Source organism: Pseudoalteromonas sp. SR44-8 (genome assembly GCF_014163635.1).
Taxonomy (GTDB): domain Bacteria; phylum Pseudomonadota; class Gammaproteobacteria; order Enterobacterales; family Alteromonadaceae; genus Pseudoalteromonas; species Pseudoalteromonas rhizosphaerae.
In genome coordinates this window covers 50,046-67,513 of the sequence record NZ_JACJDS010000021.1, presented here as the reverse complement: position 1 = coordinate 67,513, position 17,468 = coordinate 50,046, and the positions used below count along the sequence as shown (strand labels likewise).

General features: G+C 41.2%; 20 protein-coding genes. 9 read left to right on the top strand and 11 right to left on the bottom strand.

The window, feature by feature from the left end; translation table 11 throughout:
* Positions 1 to 147: 147 nt before the first annotated feature.
* Complete coding sequence (locus tag H5183_RS12225; protein WP_145235393.1) at positions 148 to 804, bottom strand: Crp/Fnr family transcriptional regulator; 657 nt, start codon at positions 802 to 804, stop codon at positions 148 to 150.
* Between the two features lie 268 nt (positions 805 to 1,072).
* On the opposite strand from H5183_RS12225, the gene H5183_RS12220 reads away from it, so the two are divergent.
* Positions 1,073 to 1,300, top strand: a complete 228-nt coding sequence (locus H5183_RS12220; RefSeq protein WP_145235395.1) for a YgjV family protein — start codon at positions 1,073 to 1,075, stop codon at positions 1,298 to 1,300.
* Between the two features lie 9 nt (positions 1,301 to 1,309).
* On the opposite strand, the gene H5183_RS12215 is transcribed toward H5183_RS12220, so the two are convergent.
* The 5 genes from H5183_RS12215 to H5183_RS12195 all read right to left on the bottom strand — a co-directional run bounded on the left by H5183_RS12215 (position 1,310) and on the right by H5183_RS12195 (position 4,168).
* Positions 1,310 to 2,974 carry an amidohydrolase gene (locus H5183_RS12215; RefSeq protein WP_182731800.1) on the bottom strand — a complete coding sequence of 555 codons (1,665 nt, stop codon included), beginning with the start codon at positions 2,972 to 2,974 and terminating at the stop codon, positions 1,310 to 1,312.
* Between the two features lie 120 nt (positions 2,975 to 3,094).
* A complete protein-coding gene (locus H5183_RS12210) occupies positions 3,095 to 3,331 on the bottom strand; it encodes an EF-hand domain-containing protein (protein ID WP_182731799.1) in 237 nt (78 codons plus the stop codon).
* A 12-nt stretch (positions 3,332 to 3,343) separates the two neighbouring features.
* A complete protein-coding gene (locus H5183_RS12205; protein ID WP_182731798.1) occupies positions 3,344 to 3,580 on the bottom strand; it encodes an EF-hand domain-containing protein in 237 nt (78 codons plus the stop codon).
* Positions 3,581 to 3,690: 110 nt separating this feature from the next.
* On the bottom strand, positions 3,691 to 3,918 hold the full coding sequence (locus tag H5183_RS12200) for a hypothetical protein (RefSeq protein ID WP_182731797.1): 228 nt from the start codon (positions 3,916 to 3,918) through the stop codon (positions 3,691 to 3,693).
* Positions 3,919 to 3,940: 22 nt separating this feature from the next.
* Positions 3,941 to 4,168 (bottom strand): EF-hand domain-containing protein, encoded by a 228-nt coding sequence (locus H5183_RS12195; RefSeq protein WP_145235406.1) that lies wholly within the window; start codon positions 4,166 to 4,168, stop codon positions 3,941 to 3,943.
* A 317-nt stretch (positions 4,169 to 4,485) separates the two neighbouring features.
* Between H5183_RS12195 and H5183_RS12190 the strand changes: the two genes are divergently transcribed.
* From H5183_RS12190 to H5183_RS12175, 4 genes are read left to right on the top strand one after another with little or no spacing between them, the layout of a single operon-like run.
* Positions 4,486 to 5,955: a HAMP domain-containing sensor histidine kinase gene (locus H5183_RS12190; protein WP_182731803.1), complete on the top strand. Its 1,470-nt coding sequence runs from the start codon at positions 4,486 to 4,488 to the stop codon at positions 5,953 to 5,955.
* Between the two features lies 1 nt (position 5,956).
* Positions 5,957 to 6,499 carry a hypothetical protein gene (locus tag H5183_RS12185; protein WP_145235408.1) on the top strand — a complete coding sequence of 181 codons (543 nt, stop codon included), beginning with the start codon at positions 5,957 to 5,959 and terminating at the stop codon, positions 6,497 to 6,499.
* Positions 6,500 to 6,501: 2 nt separating this feature from the next.
* Entirely contained in the window at positions 6,502 to 7,851 is a 1,350-nt protein-coding gene (locus tag H5183_RS12180; protein WP_145235410.1) for a sigma 54-interacting transcriptional regulator, read from the top strand.
* An 8-nt stretch (positions 7,852 to 7,859) separates the two neighbouring features.
* Complete coding sequence (locus tag H5183_RS12175) at positions 7,860 to 8,360, top strand: DUF1543 domain-containing protein (protein WP_145235413.1); 501 nt, start codon at positions 7,860 to 7,862, stop codon at positions 8,358 to 8,360.
* Positions 8,361 to 8,388: 28 nt separating this feature from the next.
* Here H5183_RS12175 and H5183_RS12170 read toward each other — a convergent pair whose 3' ends face one another.
* From H5183_RS12170 to pdsR, 4 genes are all read right to left on the bottom strand, one after another.
* Positions 8,389 to 8,622, bottom strand: coding sequence for a hypothetical protein (locus H5183_RS12170; protein ID WP_145235415.1), 234 nt, complete (start codon positions 8,620 to 8,622; stop codon positions 8,389 to 8,391).
* Between the two features lie 50 nt (positions 8,623 to 8,672).
* Complete coding sequence (locus H5183_RS12165) at positions 8,673 to 8,831, bottom strand: hypothetical protein (protein ID WP_179959192.1); 159 nt, start codon at positions 8,829 to 8,831, stop codon at positions 8,673 to 8,675.
* A 102-nt stretch (positions 8,832 to 8,933) separates the two neighbouring features.
* A complete protein-coding gene (gene pdsS, locus H5183_RS12160; protein WP_182731796.1) occupies positions 8,934 to 11,066 on the bottom strand; it encodes a proteobacterial dedicated sortase system histidine kinase in 2,133 nt (710 codons plus the stop codon).
* Entirely contained in the window at positions 11,066 to 11,755 is a 690-nt protein-coding gene (gene pdsR, locus H5183_RS12155) for a proteobacterial dedicated sortase system response regulator (protein ID WP_145235419.1), read from the bottom strand. Before pdsR ends, pdsS begins: the two co-directional genes overlap by 1 nt.
* A gap of 224 nt (positions 11,756 to 11,979) precedes the next feature.
* Here pdsR and pdsO point away from each other — a divergent pair, with 224 nt between their 5' ends.
* The 3 genes from pdsO to H5183_RS12140 are packed head-to-tail and all read left to right on the top strand — an operon-like array spanning position 11,980 to position 15,371.
* Complete coding sequence (pdsO, locus tag H5183_RS12150; RefSeq protein WP_145235421.1) at positions 11,980 to 12,717, top strand: sortase-associated OmpA-like protein PdsO; 738 nt, start codon at positions 11,980 to 11,982, stop codon at positions 12,715 to 12,717.
* A 39-nt stretch (positions 12,718 to 12,756) separates the two neighbouring features.
* Positions 12,757 to 14,778: a marine proteobacterial sortase target protein gene (locus H5183_RS12145; RefSeq protein WP_182731795.1), complete on the top strand. Its 2,022-nt coding sequence runs from the start codon at positions 12,757 to 12,759 to the stop codon at positions 14,776 to 14,778.
* On the top strand, positions 14,775 to 15,371 hold the full coding sequence (locus H5183_RS12140; protein WP_182731794.1) for a class GN sortase: 597 nt from the start codon (positions 14,775 to 14,777) through the stop codon (positions 15,369 to 15,371). Before H5183_RS12145 ends, H5183_RS12140 begins: the two co-directional genes overlap by 4 nt.
* Here the strand turns inward: H5183_RS12140 and H5183_RS12135 are convergent.
* Positions 15,263 to 16,225, bottom strand: a complete 963-nt coding sequence (locus H5183_RS12135) for a DMT family transporter (RefSeq protein ID WP_145235428.1) — start codon at positions 16,223 to 16,225, stop codon at positions 15,263 to 15,265. The two genes, H5183_RS12140 and H5183_RS12135, sit on opposite strands and share 109 nt — an antisense overlap.
* Before the next feature lie 129 nt (positions 16,226 to 16,354).
* On the opposite strand from H5183_RS12135, the gene proB reads away from it, so the two are divergent.
* On the top strand, positions 16,355 to 17,458 hold the full coding sequence (proB, locus tag H5183_RS12130; protein WP_182731793.1) for a glutamate 5-kinase: 1,104 nt from the start codon (positions 16,355 to 16,357) through the stop codon (positions 17,456 to 17,458).
* Positions 17,459 to 17,468: the final 10 nt, after the last annotated feature.

The window sequence follows — 17,468 nt, the reverse complement described above, 5'->3', positions numbered from 1 at the left end:
TAAGTAAAAATCGAGCAAAGCTTCCGCGTCCTGCTCACGCCCCTTACTTACATCCATGTAAGTAACAAAGAGTTAATCGCCCCTAGGCCTTTTTATCTTTTATAATCAGAAGATATTGCAGTAATGCTAAATTACTTAAATTAGCAACTATAGCTGCGAAAAACTATCCACGTAATCGCTAAGTTTATCTAAATCAACCGCTTTGAGTCCATCATTTGAGCGTGCAACTAAACCTCTTTCTACCAGTTCCGATACTACGCGGCGATAGGCTCGCTCTGTGGTGGCAAAACGCTCAGCTTCAGCATTTACCGTTGGGTATGCGCGCAGCAGGGTTGGGTTATTATTTTCGGCACGTAATAAACAGTCTTTGGCGATATTGTAACCCAATGGCAACAATAGTTTATCTAAATTAATTTTTTGGTTTTCTTGAAACTTAGCGGCAATAGTTTGTGCTGTGTATAAACTCAGCTCTGGCTTTTCAAGTAACAGGGCACGCCAGTGCTTTAGTTCTATTAGGTTGTAGCTAACGTCACTGAAGCAGGTAACTGTATAAATGCAGGGGTTATTGTTTAGCGCTTCAATTTCACCAATTAAGGTGTTGTTGCAATCAAGTTGGCCCAGCAGTAAGCGGCGGCCATTACCGACATCATAACTAAACGATACGGTGCCGCTTCTGACTAACACTAATTTTGTAAGAGGTTGATCTTGGTGGATCAGTACTTCTTTTTTAGATTGTTGATAACGGCTGCCAGCAAAGGTTAGTAGCTGGTCGACGAGATAACTAGAAAAATGATATTGAAACATCAACAATGCCCTTCGGACAATTGTCCTATTTATTACATCTTAATGACGTTAGCATTAAGATTCTAAGAATTTACGCTAACTTACTAGCTTAGTTAACTCGGTTAATTAAGCTTAATACCTGATATCCCGTGTAATGATTATTAAAGTGTGCTTTTAGCAGCTTTGGGTTTTTAGTAAGTTAGCTTTTTTATACTATTGCTATATTGTGGAATAACTTTGCCTAAACTACAACATTTGCAATGCTAACCTAAAGTACCGGAGAGAACAAATGAGTTGGGAATATTTGGGGTATTTTGCCTCAGCTTTACTTATTGCCTCTTTAACTATGAGTGATGTGAGCAAACTTCGTTGGTTTAACCTTGCCGGTTGTATTGCTTTCACAGCCTACGGTATTGCGATTGCTGCATGGCCTGTGGCTATCACTAATGGTTTGCTAACCTTCGTAAATATTTATCATTTAATTAAGCTCAAACGTCAACAACAAAAACCGCAATAATAGCGTGGTTTATTGCGCCTTACTCTGGTTATCAATTTGCGCTTTTTGGTAGCGTAATTCACCGCCAATCCATGTTTGATTTACGACAATGGTAAAAATTTCTTGTACTGGCACTTTAAAATAGTCTTTGTCGATTAAAATAAAGTCAGCCCACTTTCCTTGCTCTAAACTACCTAATTTAAATTCTTGATGTGCGGCATACGCAGCACCTAACGTGAATGCTCTGAGTGCATCTTCTCTGCTCAGTGCTTCAGTGACTCGCCAGCCATTAGCGGGTAATTGATTGTGATCTTGGCGAGTAATTGCTGAATACAAACCGTCAAAGGGGTTGGCCAGTTCAACTGGATAATCTGAGCCTGCAGCTACTACTGAGCCTTGCTTTAAAAACGTTTGCCATGCATATGCACCTTGTAATTGTGTATCGCTAAGGCGCTGCTCTGCCATATGCATATCAGAAGTTGCATGCACCGGTTGCATTGATGGAATGATTTTAAGTGCTTTGAAGCGAGGAATATCTGCTGGATCAACTATCTGTGCGTGCTCTATACGGTTACGTAGTAAAATCCCGCCGGTTTTTTTAAATACATTTTGATAGGCATCTAACACAATATGATTTGCTTTATCACCGATGGCATGGGTATTGGCGCTAAAACCATGGTTAAAGCTCAATGTGTACAGCTGTTCTAATTTTTGTTGAGTTTCGAGCATTAAACCTTGGTGATTCTTTCTATCTGCATAATCGGCCAGTAGTGCGGCGCCACGGCTTCCTAACGCACCATCAGCATATATTTTTACACTACGAATAGACATGAAATCGTTAAGATCTTTATAGCGACCGGCTCTGAGCATATCTTCAAGGGACGGATCTGTTGCACTTAGCATTGCAACAATGCGCAGCGGTAAGGTGCCTTGTTCAGCTCTTTGCTTGTAAACTTGCCATGTTTGTTTATCAATCCCAGCATCGTGGGTTGAGGTTATACCTAAGCTGAGCAGATGTTGACCAGCTTGATTTAAGGCATTATTTACGTCTTGATCAGATGGCGTAGGAATATGTGCAGTAATTAAACTTTCGGCCTTATCGACAAAAATACCGCTAGGTTGACCTGCTTGGTTGCGAATAATTTCACCACCTGCTGGTGACTGTACTGTGGGTGTTAATTTGGCTAACTCCATCGCTTTGCTATTAACCCAAATCGCGTGGCTATCGACACGAGAAAGCACCACCGGAACATCTTTGACAACTTTATCTAAGTCAGCAGCAGTAGGAAATTGCTTATTAGGCCACAGTTCTTGATTCCAACCGCGGCCAATAATCCAGCCCCGGTTATTTTTAGCAAATACAGCAAGCTTTTTTTGTATTTCTGCAATCGACGTACTGCCACGTAAATCGAGTTGCGCTAAATTATTACCAAGTCCAATCACATGACCGTGGGCGTCAATTAAACCAGGTAATAAGGTTTGTTGCTCGGCATCAAATACTGCAGCATTAGGGAAACTCGCTTTTAGTTTATCGTCTCCTACTTTTACTACTTTGCCATCTTTAATAACCAGTGTAGAAAATTGCTGTAATTGGCCACTGTAAGTTGGAGTGTAACCATTAGCATTGTAGATCACCGTGGTATCAGCTAGCACAGGTAAAGATAAAGTGATTAAACAGGCGAGTAAGCATTTCATTGTTAGAATTCTTTTTCTGCTTTTGTTAGTTAAACAGTAACAGAGAATACTGAGTCTGCAAATTAAATATAATAAATTATTTATCGTTGTGCATTTCAACTATGCTGATGAATTAGCTATTCATTTATTTGCATATAGAGTAAATTCAGACAGTGATAATCTACCATCTTTATCGCGGTCATAGTTTTTAAAACGAGACCACAGGGCAGGATCTTTTGCTGACTCTGAACGCGTGATAAGACCGTCGTTATCGCGGTCTAAGTTTTTGAATTGTTCTGCTATATTATCAGTTGTTGCAAAACTGCAACAGCTACTGACAAATAACCAACTTAGTCCCAGTTGTGTACAAAATTTCATTGGGGAAACTCGTTAATCTAGGTTATTAGTTAAAAAACGCTTAAATTCAGATAGGGAAATTTTATTGTCTTGGTTTTTGTCCCAGCGTTGAAAGTTACTCAACAATTGTGGTTGTGGTTCAAGCTCATTATGCGTTAAATAGCCATCTTTATTGCTATCTAAATGATCAAAACGTTGTTTTACATCCAGTGCCATTGCGCTAAAACTGGTGGCTAGCGACACACTTAATATTATTAATATGCTTTTCATTATTTACATCCTACCAATAAAAAGAATAAAGCATTTGCCATAATTTAAATCCCAACATTAAATCCGTTTACACATTCCCTCCGGGATTATGGCAAATACTTTAAAGCCTTTTAAAATTTAAACTTTGCGAACTCTTGCTCAGATAATTGCTCGTCGTTATTATCATCAAGATCAGTAAACTGCTTTAATAGCGTGTTGTTTTGCTTGGCTTCAAGCAATGAAATTTGTCCGTCAGAGTCGGTATCTAATTGCGCAAACTTAACGTTTAATTGTGATGCTAAAACAGTGGCGCTAATGACTAAAAACATCAGTGAAAAAGCGGTGATAAGTTGTTTCATAGCAGTGTTTCCTCTGGGAAATTTATTGCAAAAATTGTTTAAACTCAGCAAATGAAATTTGACCATTTTGATCTTTGTCAATTTGCTCAAAACTTTCGTGTAATACCGCATCTTCAGATGCTTCTGCTTCACTCAATGTGCCATTACTGTCTTTATCAAGTTCTGCGAAGGTGGCCTCGACATCAATGGCAAAGCTGTTAAAGCTAAGCAGTAGGCTGATGCATAAGCACAGCGGTGTTAATATTTTCATATTATTTCCTTATAAACAGTCGTTGATACGGATATTACAAGAACGATGCCAATTGTTTTTATTGTATAAATATCAGTGGTTTAATTTTTTTTGCATGATAATAAGTGGGAAAAAATGACCGAGCAGTGTGTCTTTTTTGCAACAACTTTTAACGGGTATTGATTAAGTTTTTAAAAAACAGTTGGTTAAGTTGTTTCAATTTAGCATCAGTCGCTTTATATAGCGCTACACAGTTCGCCTTATTCATTATTTTTATTGATTCAGCTAGTGTATAAGTAACACCTTCCATAATCAGACTTTTAACTAAAGGAGTGGCGATAGTGGCCTCATTCGCTAAAAAGTACAGTGCATTACTTAGTTGGCGACCCAATTTAATAGGCCAGTTTTTGTTTAGTACTTTGTTATCGCTGCTGCCATTATCACTGGTAGTGATTGTATTTTTAAATGCGCTGAATAAACAGCTAGCAGTAACTCAACAAATCGTCAGTGAAAATTATCAAATTACCAAGTCATTTAATAATCTTAAGCAAGACCTCAATAGCTTAGAGCGCGCAACGCGACAAAACTGGGTGCTGAAAAGCGAATCACTCGATGAATTGATTGTTGATAAGTGGCAATCATCACTACAAAGCATTGATGAACTAACTTTTATAAGCTCTACGGGGGAGTATATTAAGCAATGGCAGCAACTCGCACAGGTATTGCAATTAGCGCATACTCAACTCGTTACTGAAGGACAACAAGATGCGCAATTGTTTATTCCTGTGAGTGAATTAATTGCGCGTCAAACGGTGTGGCTAAGAGATCAAAATGAGCTGCAAATAACTAAAAATCAGCAACAGTTAAAAGCTTTGCAAAGCTCATTTATCAATTGGTTAATAGCACTTATCCCATTAACTTTACTAGTAGGTGGTGGTTTTTTATGGCGTATAAGTGGTCGTTTAAAAGGATTAACGTCGGTTATTGATAAGCTTGGGCAAGGTCATTGGCAACAAAAAATAGCTGTACAAGGCTCTGCTGAGTTGGTTGAACTAGGAAATAAATTACAATGGGTGCAAGAGCAGTTGCATCAATTAGAGCAACAAAAAGATACTTTTTTACGCCATGTTACCCATGAATTGAAAACTCCATTAGCGTCAATGGTTGAGGGTACTGACTTACTCGCCGATGAAATCGTTGGGCCAATTAACAAAGAGCAGCAAGCGGTGTTGGCGTTAATTACCCAGAGCATGGTGCGTTTGCGCGCTATGATCGATAGTTTACTTAGTTACAATGCGATTCGCAGCAGCAAAGAAGACTTAAGTGAGCTGGAATTCTCGCAATTAATAACCAAGATAAACAGCCATTTTGAACATCGTTTAGTGGCGCGTAAGCAAAGCTTATGTTGGCATTGTGAGTTACCCGAGCAACCACTGGAAATTGCTGCAGAGCTTGTTGAAATGATCTTAATTCAGTTGATCTCTAATGGCTTAAAGTTTTCACCAGCAGGACAGGCGGTCAATATTGCTCTGTCATTAGCTGGTCGTACTTTGACTATGAGCGTTAGCGATCAAGGCACCGGTATTAAAGAGCAAGAGAAATCACATATATTCAGTGCCTTTTATCAAGGTAAGAATGCTAAAGATATAACCGCTCAAGGTAGTGGCTTAGGGCTTACCATTGTAAAAGAGTCTGTTGAGCAATTGATGGGTACTTTACACGTTGAGCATAATGAGCCACAAGGCTGTCGTTTTATAATTCAAATCCCAATCATCCCTCCAACCAATAAAAACCAAGGAGTTAATTAGCATGGGCGTGCGTTTAAATGCCATTTTAGTGGTTTGCATTACAACCTTAGGGCTCGCAGGGTGTGAGTTAACTGAGCAGCCAGTAAATAAAAGCAACCCTGAAGCTGAACAAGCGGGTAAGGTGACTACACCACAAGGGGATAGTTTACCAAATCCGAAACCTAGGCCGAAAACCGATCCTATGTATGCACCTGCCGAAACGGTCATTGGTTGGCATGCAAAGTCGTGCGGTGGTTTTCAAGTGGCAGCGAGTAAAACGGTTTATATTGGTGCTAAAGAGCTTCAGAATTATTTTGATTTTAGTTGCAAAAATAATGTATTAGCACCGGAAAAAGTATTAACGCAGCTGCTAAAACTGGATCAAGCTTATTATTGGCCAGATGATATAAAACAGTATTTATGGCTGCAAAAACAACAAATAAAACAGCAGATCAACGCTAAAAAACAGCAGCAAGCGCTGAATAATAAAATGCAAGAAACCCTGTCATCACTGGCAGCCATCGAGCAGCAACTATTACTACGCGAAGAAACTAAGGAGCAGTAATTATGTCAACAGAGCAAAACCAAGGCGCGCGAATTTTACTGGTCGATGATGATGCAAGTTTATTAAAACTATTGGCTATTCGCATAGAATCTAAAGGCTATCAAGTGACTACCTGCGAAAGTGGTATTGCTGCGCTACAGTTATTAAAAAATAATGTGTTTGATGCTGTGGTTACAGACTTACGCATGGATGAAATGGATGGTATGGCATTACACCGTCAGTTACAAAATCGCTACCCAGCGCTGCCAGTGTTGATGATGACAGCTCATGGGTCTATTCCTGATGCTGTTGAAGCGACGAAGCAAGGTATTTTTGCCTTTATTACTAAACCGGTAGATAAAGATGAGTTATTTGATAGTTTAGCAAAAGCGATTGAAATTCATGGTCTCAGTGCCGATGAAAGCGCATCAAACAGTAATATCGTGACCCGCAGTGGTGCTATGCTGCATTTACTTGAGCAAGTTAAATTACTAGGTCCGACTCAGGTCAATGTGCTGATCTCGGGGGCCAGTGGTACAGGTAAAGAGTTACTAGCTAATGCTATTCATCAACATAGCCATGTTAGTGAAGGTCCGTTTGTCGCAATAAACTGTGGTGCGGTACCGGGGGAATTACTCGAATCAGAACTATTCGGTCACAAAAAAGGGGCTTTTACGGGCGCGATTAAAGACCACCAAGGGTTATTTCAGCAAGCGCAAGGCGGTACTTTATTTTTAGATGAAATCGGTGATATGCCACTTAATTTACAAGTTAAGTTACTGCGCGTATTACAAGAAAAAACTATTCGCCCTGTGGGCTTTGAAGAAGAAATTCCAATTGATGTGCGGATTGTATCAGCAACTCATAAAAACTTGCCTGATGCGATTGCTAATCAGCAATTTCGCGAAGATTTATACTATCGCTTAAATGTTGTGAATCTTAAATTGCCACCACTGTGTGAGCGCAGAGAAGACGTTAGTTTATTAGCGCAGTATTTTAGCGCTACCATTGCTAAACGTATGGATCAAAAAGAAAAGCGTTTCGCCAATGATGCAATGCATGCATTAGTACGTCACGATTGGCCGGGTAATATTCGCCAGTTACAAAATGTAGTAGAGCAGGTTGTCGCACTTACCCCAGGTGAAGTAATATCAGCACAGCTGGTTGAAAGTGCGCTTAATAGTAATACCAACAATGTTGAGCCGCTTTCACTTAACGATGCTAAAAAAGAATTTGAGCGTGATTATGTGATTAATGCTTTAAAGATGGCTGGCGGTAACGTGGCTGAAGGGGCAAAACTAGCTAAGCGTAATCGCTCAGATTTTTATAAGTTGATCAAAAAACACAACATTGACGTTGATACTATTTGTTAGGAGAGAAAATGCAGTTATTTATGGTGTATTTAGGTGGGCGTATTCAGGGCTGCCATATTGAAATGCATGATGTTCGTTTTGTTGTTGGGGAATCGATTGAACAAACTTACTCAAAATTAAAAGCGCAGTGGGTCGGTGATAAAAGTAGCGTGCACATGGACAGCTATATGGCGGTAAATCACATTGATGGCTTTGCAGTAACCGTGGTTGATGAACCCGTGGCCCAATCGCAGCAGTTATACTTTGTAAATTTAGGAGCGTATCGTGCTGATAGCTTGGCTGAGCAGCATGACTTTGCGTTATATGTAGCAAGTAGTAGCGACGAAGCTAAACAAAGAGCAAAAGAGGATTTACTAGCAGGTTTAAGTCATATTCATAAAGATGACTTACATGATGTAGATGATTGCTTTGCAATTGACTTGCTCGACAGTCAATTACATATCAAGCTAACCCCGAGCGAGCAATCTCAAGCGATTAAGCCCGATTGGTTTGGTTACCATATATTATAAATAATCAAGAGAGTGTGTGGTACAAGCGTTAGCCGTTATCACTTTGTTCTGCACGCTCTTTGTCTTCACTGTTACTGGCAATTTTAAAAGCGATAATCACTAAGCCAAACATAGCAAAAGGTAACGCAGCAAGCATATACTCGGTAACATTGCTATCTTGGAAGCTGGCTTGTAGTAAAAAATGCCCAGCAATACACAGTAAAATAACAATCAGTAAGATCGGTAATAAAATAAGTTCTTTTTTAGCAGAATGAGTTTTCATTATTAGGCAGTACTTTTACAAGGTGCGCCATTGTAATGAGCAAACCGCTTTTAGGTCAAACAACTAGGCTGATAAATTACTTTTGATTGTGTTATGTCATGTTTTTCAGTATCAGAGTTAGGTTCGCTACTGTTTAACTCATCACTATCTTCATAGCTGTATAAATCAAAAATAAAATCAATTTCTTCACGTTTCAGTATCGCTTGCATATTGCCTCCTATCTTATCAACTTAGTTAAGTAGTAAGCATATGTCTGCGCGACTGAATTGTAAGTGAACATTAACCGTACAAAATGTGTATAAATGTAATCCTTAATTATTATTAATAGGCAGTCGAACGGTAAAAGTCACACCATCAGCTTGTTGATTATTAGCCGCGCTAACTGTGCCTTTATGGTATTCACATACTAAACGTACTATATAAAGCCCTAAACCCAAGTGTGGTTGCTGCTGCAGTTGTTGACTACGTACCGACACCATTGAATCAAAAATATGCTCTGTTAATCCCTCGGGTAAAAGTGGACCTAGATTACTGACACATAACAGGGCTTCATTATCATGTTGATCAAGGCTGACACTTATAGCGCTATCTTCAACACTAAACTCTAAGGCATTATTGATTAGTTTATCTAGCAACTGAGCAATAAACTCAGGCGCGCCGCTAAGTAGTAATGGTTGCGGACAAATATTAAGGCTAAATTGTTGCTTTGCATAGGTTAGCTGGTAGCCTTGCATACAACCATTGATCACATTTCGCAAATCAAATGGTTCAGCTTCAGCGCTTTGAATACTTTGCTCAAGGCGAGTTGCTTCGCTCATGGTGGTGATTATTTTACCTAAACGCTCGACCCCTTCACTGGCACGATCAAGGTATTTTTGGCTCAGCTCACTTTGTGGCTGCATTTGTAAGTTTTCAAGGGAACTACGTACGACCGCAACGGGTGTTCTGAGTTCGTGAGATAATCGCGACGACATGGTTTCTAAATAGTTAGTGTAACCACCTAAGCGACTTACAATATTTGCAAAACTGCGAGATAAATCGCCAATTTCATCGTTTGAATCGCTGTAATTAATAGTGCCAGTTACTCGCCCTTGAGCATCAATGGCTTGCTCTGCGGTATCTCTTAAGCGACGAATACGACTGGATATCCTTGATGCAAAAAAGAATAACGTTACTGTGCCTATTAGCATCACTGCTAAAATCACATTAAATAGTTTCTCTAACGATTTGTTGCGTAATGTGCGAACACCATTGGTAGTCTCTTCGGCCACTACAGCACCAATGACCTTATCTTGGATCCAAATAGGATATGCGGCTGATAAAATAACCGCTTTGTTATCTGGAGTGAGTCGCCAAGACGATGCTGGTGTGCCACTGAGTGCTTTACCTATATGTGTGCCTTGCATCGCTGCGACATCGTGCAATGTATCTAAAAATTCATTTTCAGGGCGGGTAAGTACTTTATAGTAAAGTGGATGTAAGTAGTTTTTCTCAAATCGTTGCCACCAGGTTTTTGCTGGCTGGTCATTAAGTCCATCAGCCCAAACGCCGTCGGCATGATGAATTGATCCCGACTGCGCTAACACGCGGTGATGATTATCAACCACCCAAATTCGGCTGCCGCTGTGACCCATACCTTTTAATATACGATTTATTTCAGGGGAGGGCACCAGCACTGAGCCAATATCATTGGGGTTTTGTAAGTTTGAAGTCGACATAGTCTGTGGCTCAGGCTTGCCTTGATCCCAATCTTCAATTGCAAAGCCGAGCTTATTGCCAAGCATCGTTAGCGGAAACCGCAACTCTATGTTGTAGCCAGTCTCTGTACTGACAAAATAGCCTTGAATTTTTGTTATTGGGGTTTTGCTTTGTGCGTCAAATGCGTTGATCCAGCCATCTTGGCGAGCGGTAACAATATAGTGCTTAAATTCCCCTTGTGGGGTTTTTAACATGATCTGTAAGTGATCATTACGGGTTAAACTTAGGGTGTTTTTAGCGCGATAAACCACCGAGTCATCGGTAACTTTAAATACTGCATATAAAAAGTTTTCATATTTACCAACCATATGCTCAAACGATAAGTCCTCAAGCTGATGGTCTGGTTTATTAGTTTGTAAATAGCGCTCGTCGTAATGCCAAAAAAGACTTTGATAAGGCTGCCAGTCCGACAGTTTGCCATCAAGTTGAATGGGGTTACTAAGGTTATAGGCGTAGAGATCACGGCCTTTTATAACCTGATCTAAAAAATTGGTTTGCGAGTCAAATAATGCTGGGCGCTCATGCAGGGCCGTGGCGAGTGCTCGAGTAGTGCCGACTAAGGTTTTTTCTTGACCTTGGCGCAGAAATTTTTCCATTTCCCACACGTATTCATAGCCAAGCCAAGGCAGTAAAAATAAAAAACACGACAGCAATATAAATTTACTGCGCAAACCAAAACGCAGCATTACACTTGCTCCCAGCGATAACCCATACCGTACACGGTATCTATACAATCAAAGTCAGTATCTAAAGCGATAAATTTTTTGCGAATACGTTTAACATGAGAAGTGATAGTGCTGTCATCAACGTAAATCTTTGCATCACTCATTAGTTCGTTACGGCTTTTTACATGCCCAGGGCGCTGTGCCAGTGAATGCAGCATCCAAAATTCAGTTACGGTTAAATCGACTATTTGCTGCTGCCAAAATACTTGCATGCGTTTAGTATCAAGCGTGAGCGGGCCGCGATTGAGTAAAGCATTTTGATCAGCGGGTTGCTCGAGTGCTTCCATACGTCGAAACAGTGCACCGATACGAGCCGCCAAATGCGCCATGCTGATATCTTTAGTGAGATAGTCATCAGCGCCCATGCGTAGGCCACACACTGTATCTATTTCGCTGTCGCGGGCGGTTAAAAAAATAATCGGCAAGGTTTTAGAAAGCGAACGCAGAGTTTGGCATAGTAAGAAACCGCCATCAATTTCATGACCTAAACCAATATCGACAATCGCTAAGTCTGGTAGTGCGTCATTAAAAGCATGCTCTGCACTTTGACGGTTGCTATAGCCGCTGACCAGATAACCCTGCGCGCTGAGCATTTCCATGTAATTTTCGCGGATCGCGGGTTCGTCTTCAATAATTGCAATCTTCTTCATTTACAGCACCTTCTTATATTCTAGTTGCACTATACCTAATTTTTTTGCTTTCGCACTGGCGAAAAAGCAATTGCCTTTTTTTTGCCACAATTGCTCAGCAGTTTGCCTTTTTTGCTCCCCTTTGTTGCCACTTGAGCTTGCTTTAATGGCGTTATACCAAATCGGGCAGCTACCAACCCATGAGTTGCCAACTATTAAGTAATTAAGCAAAAAAGGATTACACCATGAAAAAAATGATTATCGCTTGCACTGTCGCTACTATTTTTGCAGCACCTAACTTAGCCCACGCTGACACAGTTGCAGTTAAAGCAAAAGAAACTCATAAAGAAACGGTGATAGGTTTAAGTACGGGGGCAATTGTTGGCGGTATTGTTGGCGGCCCAATTGGTGCCTTTGTTGGTGCATTTGCCGGAGGCTTGATTGGCGAGCAAGAAGTGGCAGAAGATAAAATTGCCGAGCAACAACGAGCTTTAGTTGTGCTGCAAGATAAAACCGATGATTACCAGCATGTACTTGCTCAAAATACGCAAATGAGTGAGCAGCTCGATAAGCTTGAGAGTAATAACGAACGCCTTGCATTAGCCAAAATGCATAACCTAATGGCAATGACCATTCAATTTAAAACCGGTTCAAGTGAGATTGCCCCGCACTTTGCCAGCCAACTTGATCAACTAGTGAATTTACTTCAAAGCCAGCCAGACTTGCAGCTGGATTTAAATGGCTTTGCCGATCAACGTGGTGATGAGCTCGCTAACTTAGCGCTTTCAAAACAGCGAGTCGCAAATGTACAAAGCTACTTAATAAAGCAAGGTATTAGCCATACCCGCTTAACGACTACCGCATTTGGTGAGCAACAAACTGTGGCAGATAGCGATAATTATGAAGAAAACATGTTTGACCGCCGTGTAACGTTAACAACTCGTCCAAGCACGCAGCCGTATAACCAAACCGCGAGTAACTAATCGCCATTTTGCCAAGTAGCCGCCAAGGGAGTGATTTTTATGTTGAGTAAACCAAGCAAAGTGCTGACCCGTAGCCATTTATGGTTACGGGGAAGCCTTTTTACCTTCATCGCGTTTGTTAGCTGTGCGAGTAACGCCAGCACATCGCCAGAACTAACTATGTTCGACAGCAATGGTGCAAAGGCAGCGCCTGGCGTTATCTTAAAAAGTGATGCCACCATGACAGTCACCGGATTGATAAACCATGTCGTGGTAACTCAACATTATCGCAATGAAAACCCGTTTGCTGTTAATGCACGCTATGTCTTTCCGCTACCCGATGAAAGTGCGGTGTATGCTATGACTATGCACATTGGTGAGCGAGTGATCAAAGGTGAAATTGATAAAAAAGCACAAGCCGAGCTGCGTTTTCAACAGGCGCAACAAGCGGGTAAACAAGCCGCTTTAGTGCGCCAGCAGCGTGCAAACATGTTTGTCACTAATGTGGCAAACATAGGCCCTGGCGAAGAAGTGCAAATAGAGCTGCAATACCAAGAAGTGATTGATTATCGCAGTGGTACATTTGCACTACGATTTCCAACCACGATAACGCCGCGTTACCATCCGATTAATGGGGTATTAAATGAAACAGCAGAGGATATGATTGACTCGCAGAGTAATGAGTTATCATCAGCGAGTATTGCTGCCACGGGGTGGATAGCACCGATTTACATGGCCACTAAAAATGCCGGCTCGGTTCAAGGCGAGTTTAATCTAACGGTTAATATTGATGTTGGCCTAGAGCTGGTGGATATTCAGTCTAAATATCATCGTATTAATACCGAAAATCTGGCATTTGGTCAGTATCAAGTTACTTTAAATGAACAACGTGCCGTGAATCGTGATTTTTTACTGGAGTTTAAACCGCTGCAAAAAGAGCAAGCGCAAGCCGCATTTTTTACTGAGCAGCTCAGTAATGGTGAACGTTATGGATTATTAATGTTGCTGCCGCCGGATGATCATTTTACGCAGACTCAGCGTCTAGCAAGAGAAATGATTTTTGTAGTCGACACTTCCGGCTCTATGCACGGACAGTCAATGGAGCAAGCCAAAAGTGCACTTCATTATGCGTTATCGTTACTTGATAGTAACGACAGCTTTAATATTGTCGGCTTTGACGATCAAATTATGCCTATGAGCGATAAACCTGTGCCGGCTAATGATTTTAATTTACGCCGTGCTGAGCGCTTTGTATATAATTTACAAGCTGATGGCGGCACCGATATTAAAGAGGCATTAGATGGTGTACTAGATGCTCGTGAGCATCTAGGGTATGTGCGTCAAGTGGTATTTTTAACCGATGGCAGTGTCAGTAATGAAGATGCATTGTTTAAACATATTAGTGCGCAACTGGGTGATAGTCGTTTGTTTACGATTGGTATCGGTAGTGCGCCTAATAGCTACTTTATGCGTCGAGCTGCAGATGTTGGGCGCGGAACGTTTACTTATATTGGCAGCAGTAGTGACGTGCAACCAAAAATGCAGCAACTATTTGATAAGTTAGCTCATCCTGCAATTACTCAACTTGCGCTTAGCAGTGATTTGGCAAATCAAGCTCTTGAATATTGGCCATCGCTGTTACCCGACCTGTACTTTTCAGAGCCGGTGATGGTTGCTATAAAGCTTGATAATAATGCCGGCGTTACTTTAGCGGGGCAAACGGCGCAAGGACCGTTGTCGATAAAGTTAAATACACAACAAGGGCGACCGGCTCATGGAATTGCAAGGTTGTGGGCACGGCAAAAAATTAAATCATTATTACTTTATAACGAGCAAGAGCAGGTTAAAGCACAGGTTGAGAGTCTAGCGCTTGAACATCAATTACTTAGTCCGTTTACCGCCTTTGTAGCGATTGAACAGACACCATCGAGCACTGTTGCTGAGCAGAATGTGCAAGTGGCTAATCAACGACCTCAGGGTCTAGCAATGAGTTTGCCACAAACTGATGGGCAAAGCAGACTACATATTTTACTCGGTTGCATGCTGTTGGCTGGATTTGCAGTGTTGAGACTGAAAAAATGAAAGCAGTGATTGGCGCTATATTGTTGATTGTTGGCTTGGCGTTGCTTGGTCATGGTAGTTATATGCAAGCTAAAGCGTGGCTGGCACAACGCCTTATAGAGCAGGCTTGGCAAGTGGCACTGACAACGCCAGAGCAACAAGTTAAACCCTGGTTCTATGCTGATAGTTATGTAACTGCACAACTGAATTGGCCAAGCCAAAAGCAAACCTTAACAATATTAGCAGGAGCCAGTGGCCGTAACTTAGCGTTTGCCCCGAGTCACTTTTTAGCTAGTGCAGAGCTAGGCTCTGAGCAAGCAGGCGTGTTAATTGCTGGACATAATGACACTCACTTTGCTTTCTTACAAAAAGTGAATGTGGGTGAGCAATTTAGCTTACAAACGCAAAATGGCCAAATTGATCGCTATCGAGTGCGTGGGATTGCGGTTATTCATCAGTCCCAGTACGATTTTTTAGCGCATAAAGGCTTGTATTTATTAACCTGTTATCCGTTTGATTCTTTAGCCTCCGGGACTGAATTACGATTATTAGTCTCTGCCGATAAATTGCCATCACCTGCATCGGTGTTATCTATGTCTACTACCAATTCTTGATGACGCTGACTTATCATTACACCTACAAATACCACGCCAATGCTGAGCCATTGGCTAAGAGAAAGCACTTCTCCCAAGATAATTGCTGATAATATTAGGGTGAAAATCGGTATTAAATTTGAATAGGCTGCGGCAGTGAGCACCGACACCTTACTAATTGCGTAATTATACAAACCATAGCCGCCTAAGGTGACGCAAGAGCCTAAATATAAAATACTTAATAATGCGCCAAGGTCGTGTTGATTTTCACTGGGTAAATCAATAAACAGTAAAAATGGCGCAAAGAACAGACTACCGCTAAAACCTTGCAATGCAATTAAGGTTAATGGTGAGTAGCGAGCAACTAAATGTTTAACTGAAATAGTATAAAATGCAGCGCAGACCATTGCCATTAACTCCAAAAAGTTACCCAGCAATGGATTGGGAGCCTGCTCTGAGCTTGGCGACATTAAAGTTAATAAGATACTGCCGCCAATACAAAAAGTGAAACCAATAACAATGGCCTTACTAATGTACTCTTTGAGCATAAAAAACGCTAAAAGTGCTACGATAATCGGTAAGCACGATACAATAACTCCCGCTTGAGAAGCTGAAGTATATTCCATCGCATGGCCTTCAAATAAAAAATACAAACAGGGCTCAGCCAGCGACATCCCCACCAGATATTTCCAGTCACCTTGATGATATTTAAAGCGAATAACGTAACGCCATAAGCACAATGCCATGACTAAGGTGGTTAACATGCGTAAAAAAATCACCAGTGCAGGGTCATAAATGGCGATCGCGTATTTTAGCGCGATAAAAGAACTGCCCCATAAAAAGGTGGCGATTATTAAACATAAACTGGCTGGCATGAAGGTCGCTTTAAAGTGAATTAAAACACGATCCTAGCACGTCAGCACCGTGATTGAATATTTTTAACTTGTTCAAAAATCGATAACTGGTATAAATAAATCCTTCAATATTTTTGTGTAGTAAAAAGCATGCAAAGGGCACAGGTAATAGTGGTTAAGCTGGGAACGAGTGTACTCACTGGTGGAACCGATAAACTCGACAAAGCACACATGGTTGAATTAGTTCGCCAATGTTGTGAATTAAAAAAGCAAGGTCATCAAGTTGTGCTGGTATCAAGTGGCGCGGTGGCTGCTGGCCGAGAGCAACTATTAAAACCCTGCGGTCGTTCATTGATTGATAAACAGATGCTTGCCGCGATTGGTCAAGGTCAGCTTATCCACATTTGGCAAAGCTTATTTGCTTTATATGGCGTCAATGTAGGGCAAATGCTACTGACTCGCGCTGACGTTGATGACCGAGAACGCTACCTCAATGCCCGCGATACTTTAACTGCATTATTAAGTTATGACGTGGTGCCAATCATTAATGAAAATGATGCGGTCGCAACTGCTGAAATTAAAGTAGGTGATAACGACAACCTCTCAGCACTGGTCGCTATATTAGCTAATGCCGACAAATTATTATTACTAACCGACCAAGAAGGTTTATTTACCAGTGATCCACGTACTGATGTTAATGCGCAATTAATTGACGAAGTGGCACATATTGATGATGAGTTACGCCAGCTTGCTGGTGGCAGTGGAACTAGTCTAGGCACGGGTGGTATGGCAACGAAATTGCAAGCCGCTGATATCGCTCGTCGAGCCGGGGTGGAAGTGATTATAGCCAAAGGTGCTGGTAAAAATGTGATCCTTAATTGTATGAGCGAACAGTTACCAGGAACACGCTTTGTAAAGCTAACAGCGCCAAGAGATGGCCGTAAAAAATGGCTGTTAGCTGGACCTAAAAGTAGTGGCCAAATAGTGATTGATGATGGCGCAGTAAATGCTTTACAGCAACAAGGCGCTAGTTTATTAGCCAAAGGCGTACGCGGTGTGCGCGGGCAGTTTGAACGTGGCGATTTGATTGATTTAGTCACCAGCGATCAACAATTAGTGGCCCGTGGGTTAGTACGTTTTAGTAAAGCTGAAACCGATACTATTAAAGGTTGTCATTCAAGTGAAATAGCTAAGTTACTAGCTTTTGATTGCGGTAGTGAAGTGATCCATCGAGATGATTTGGTGTTGTTTTAGATTATCAAGC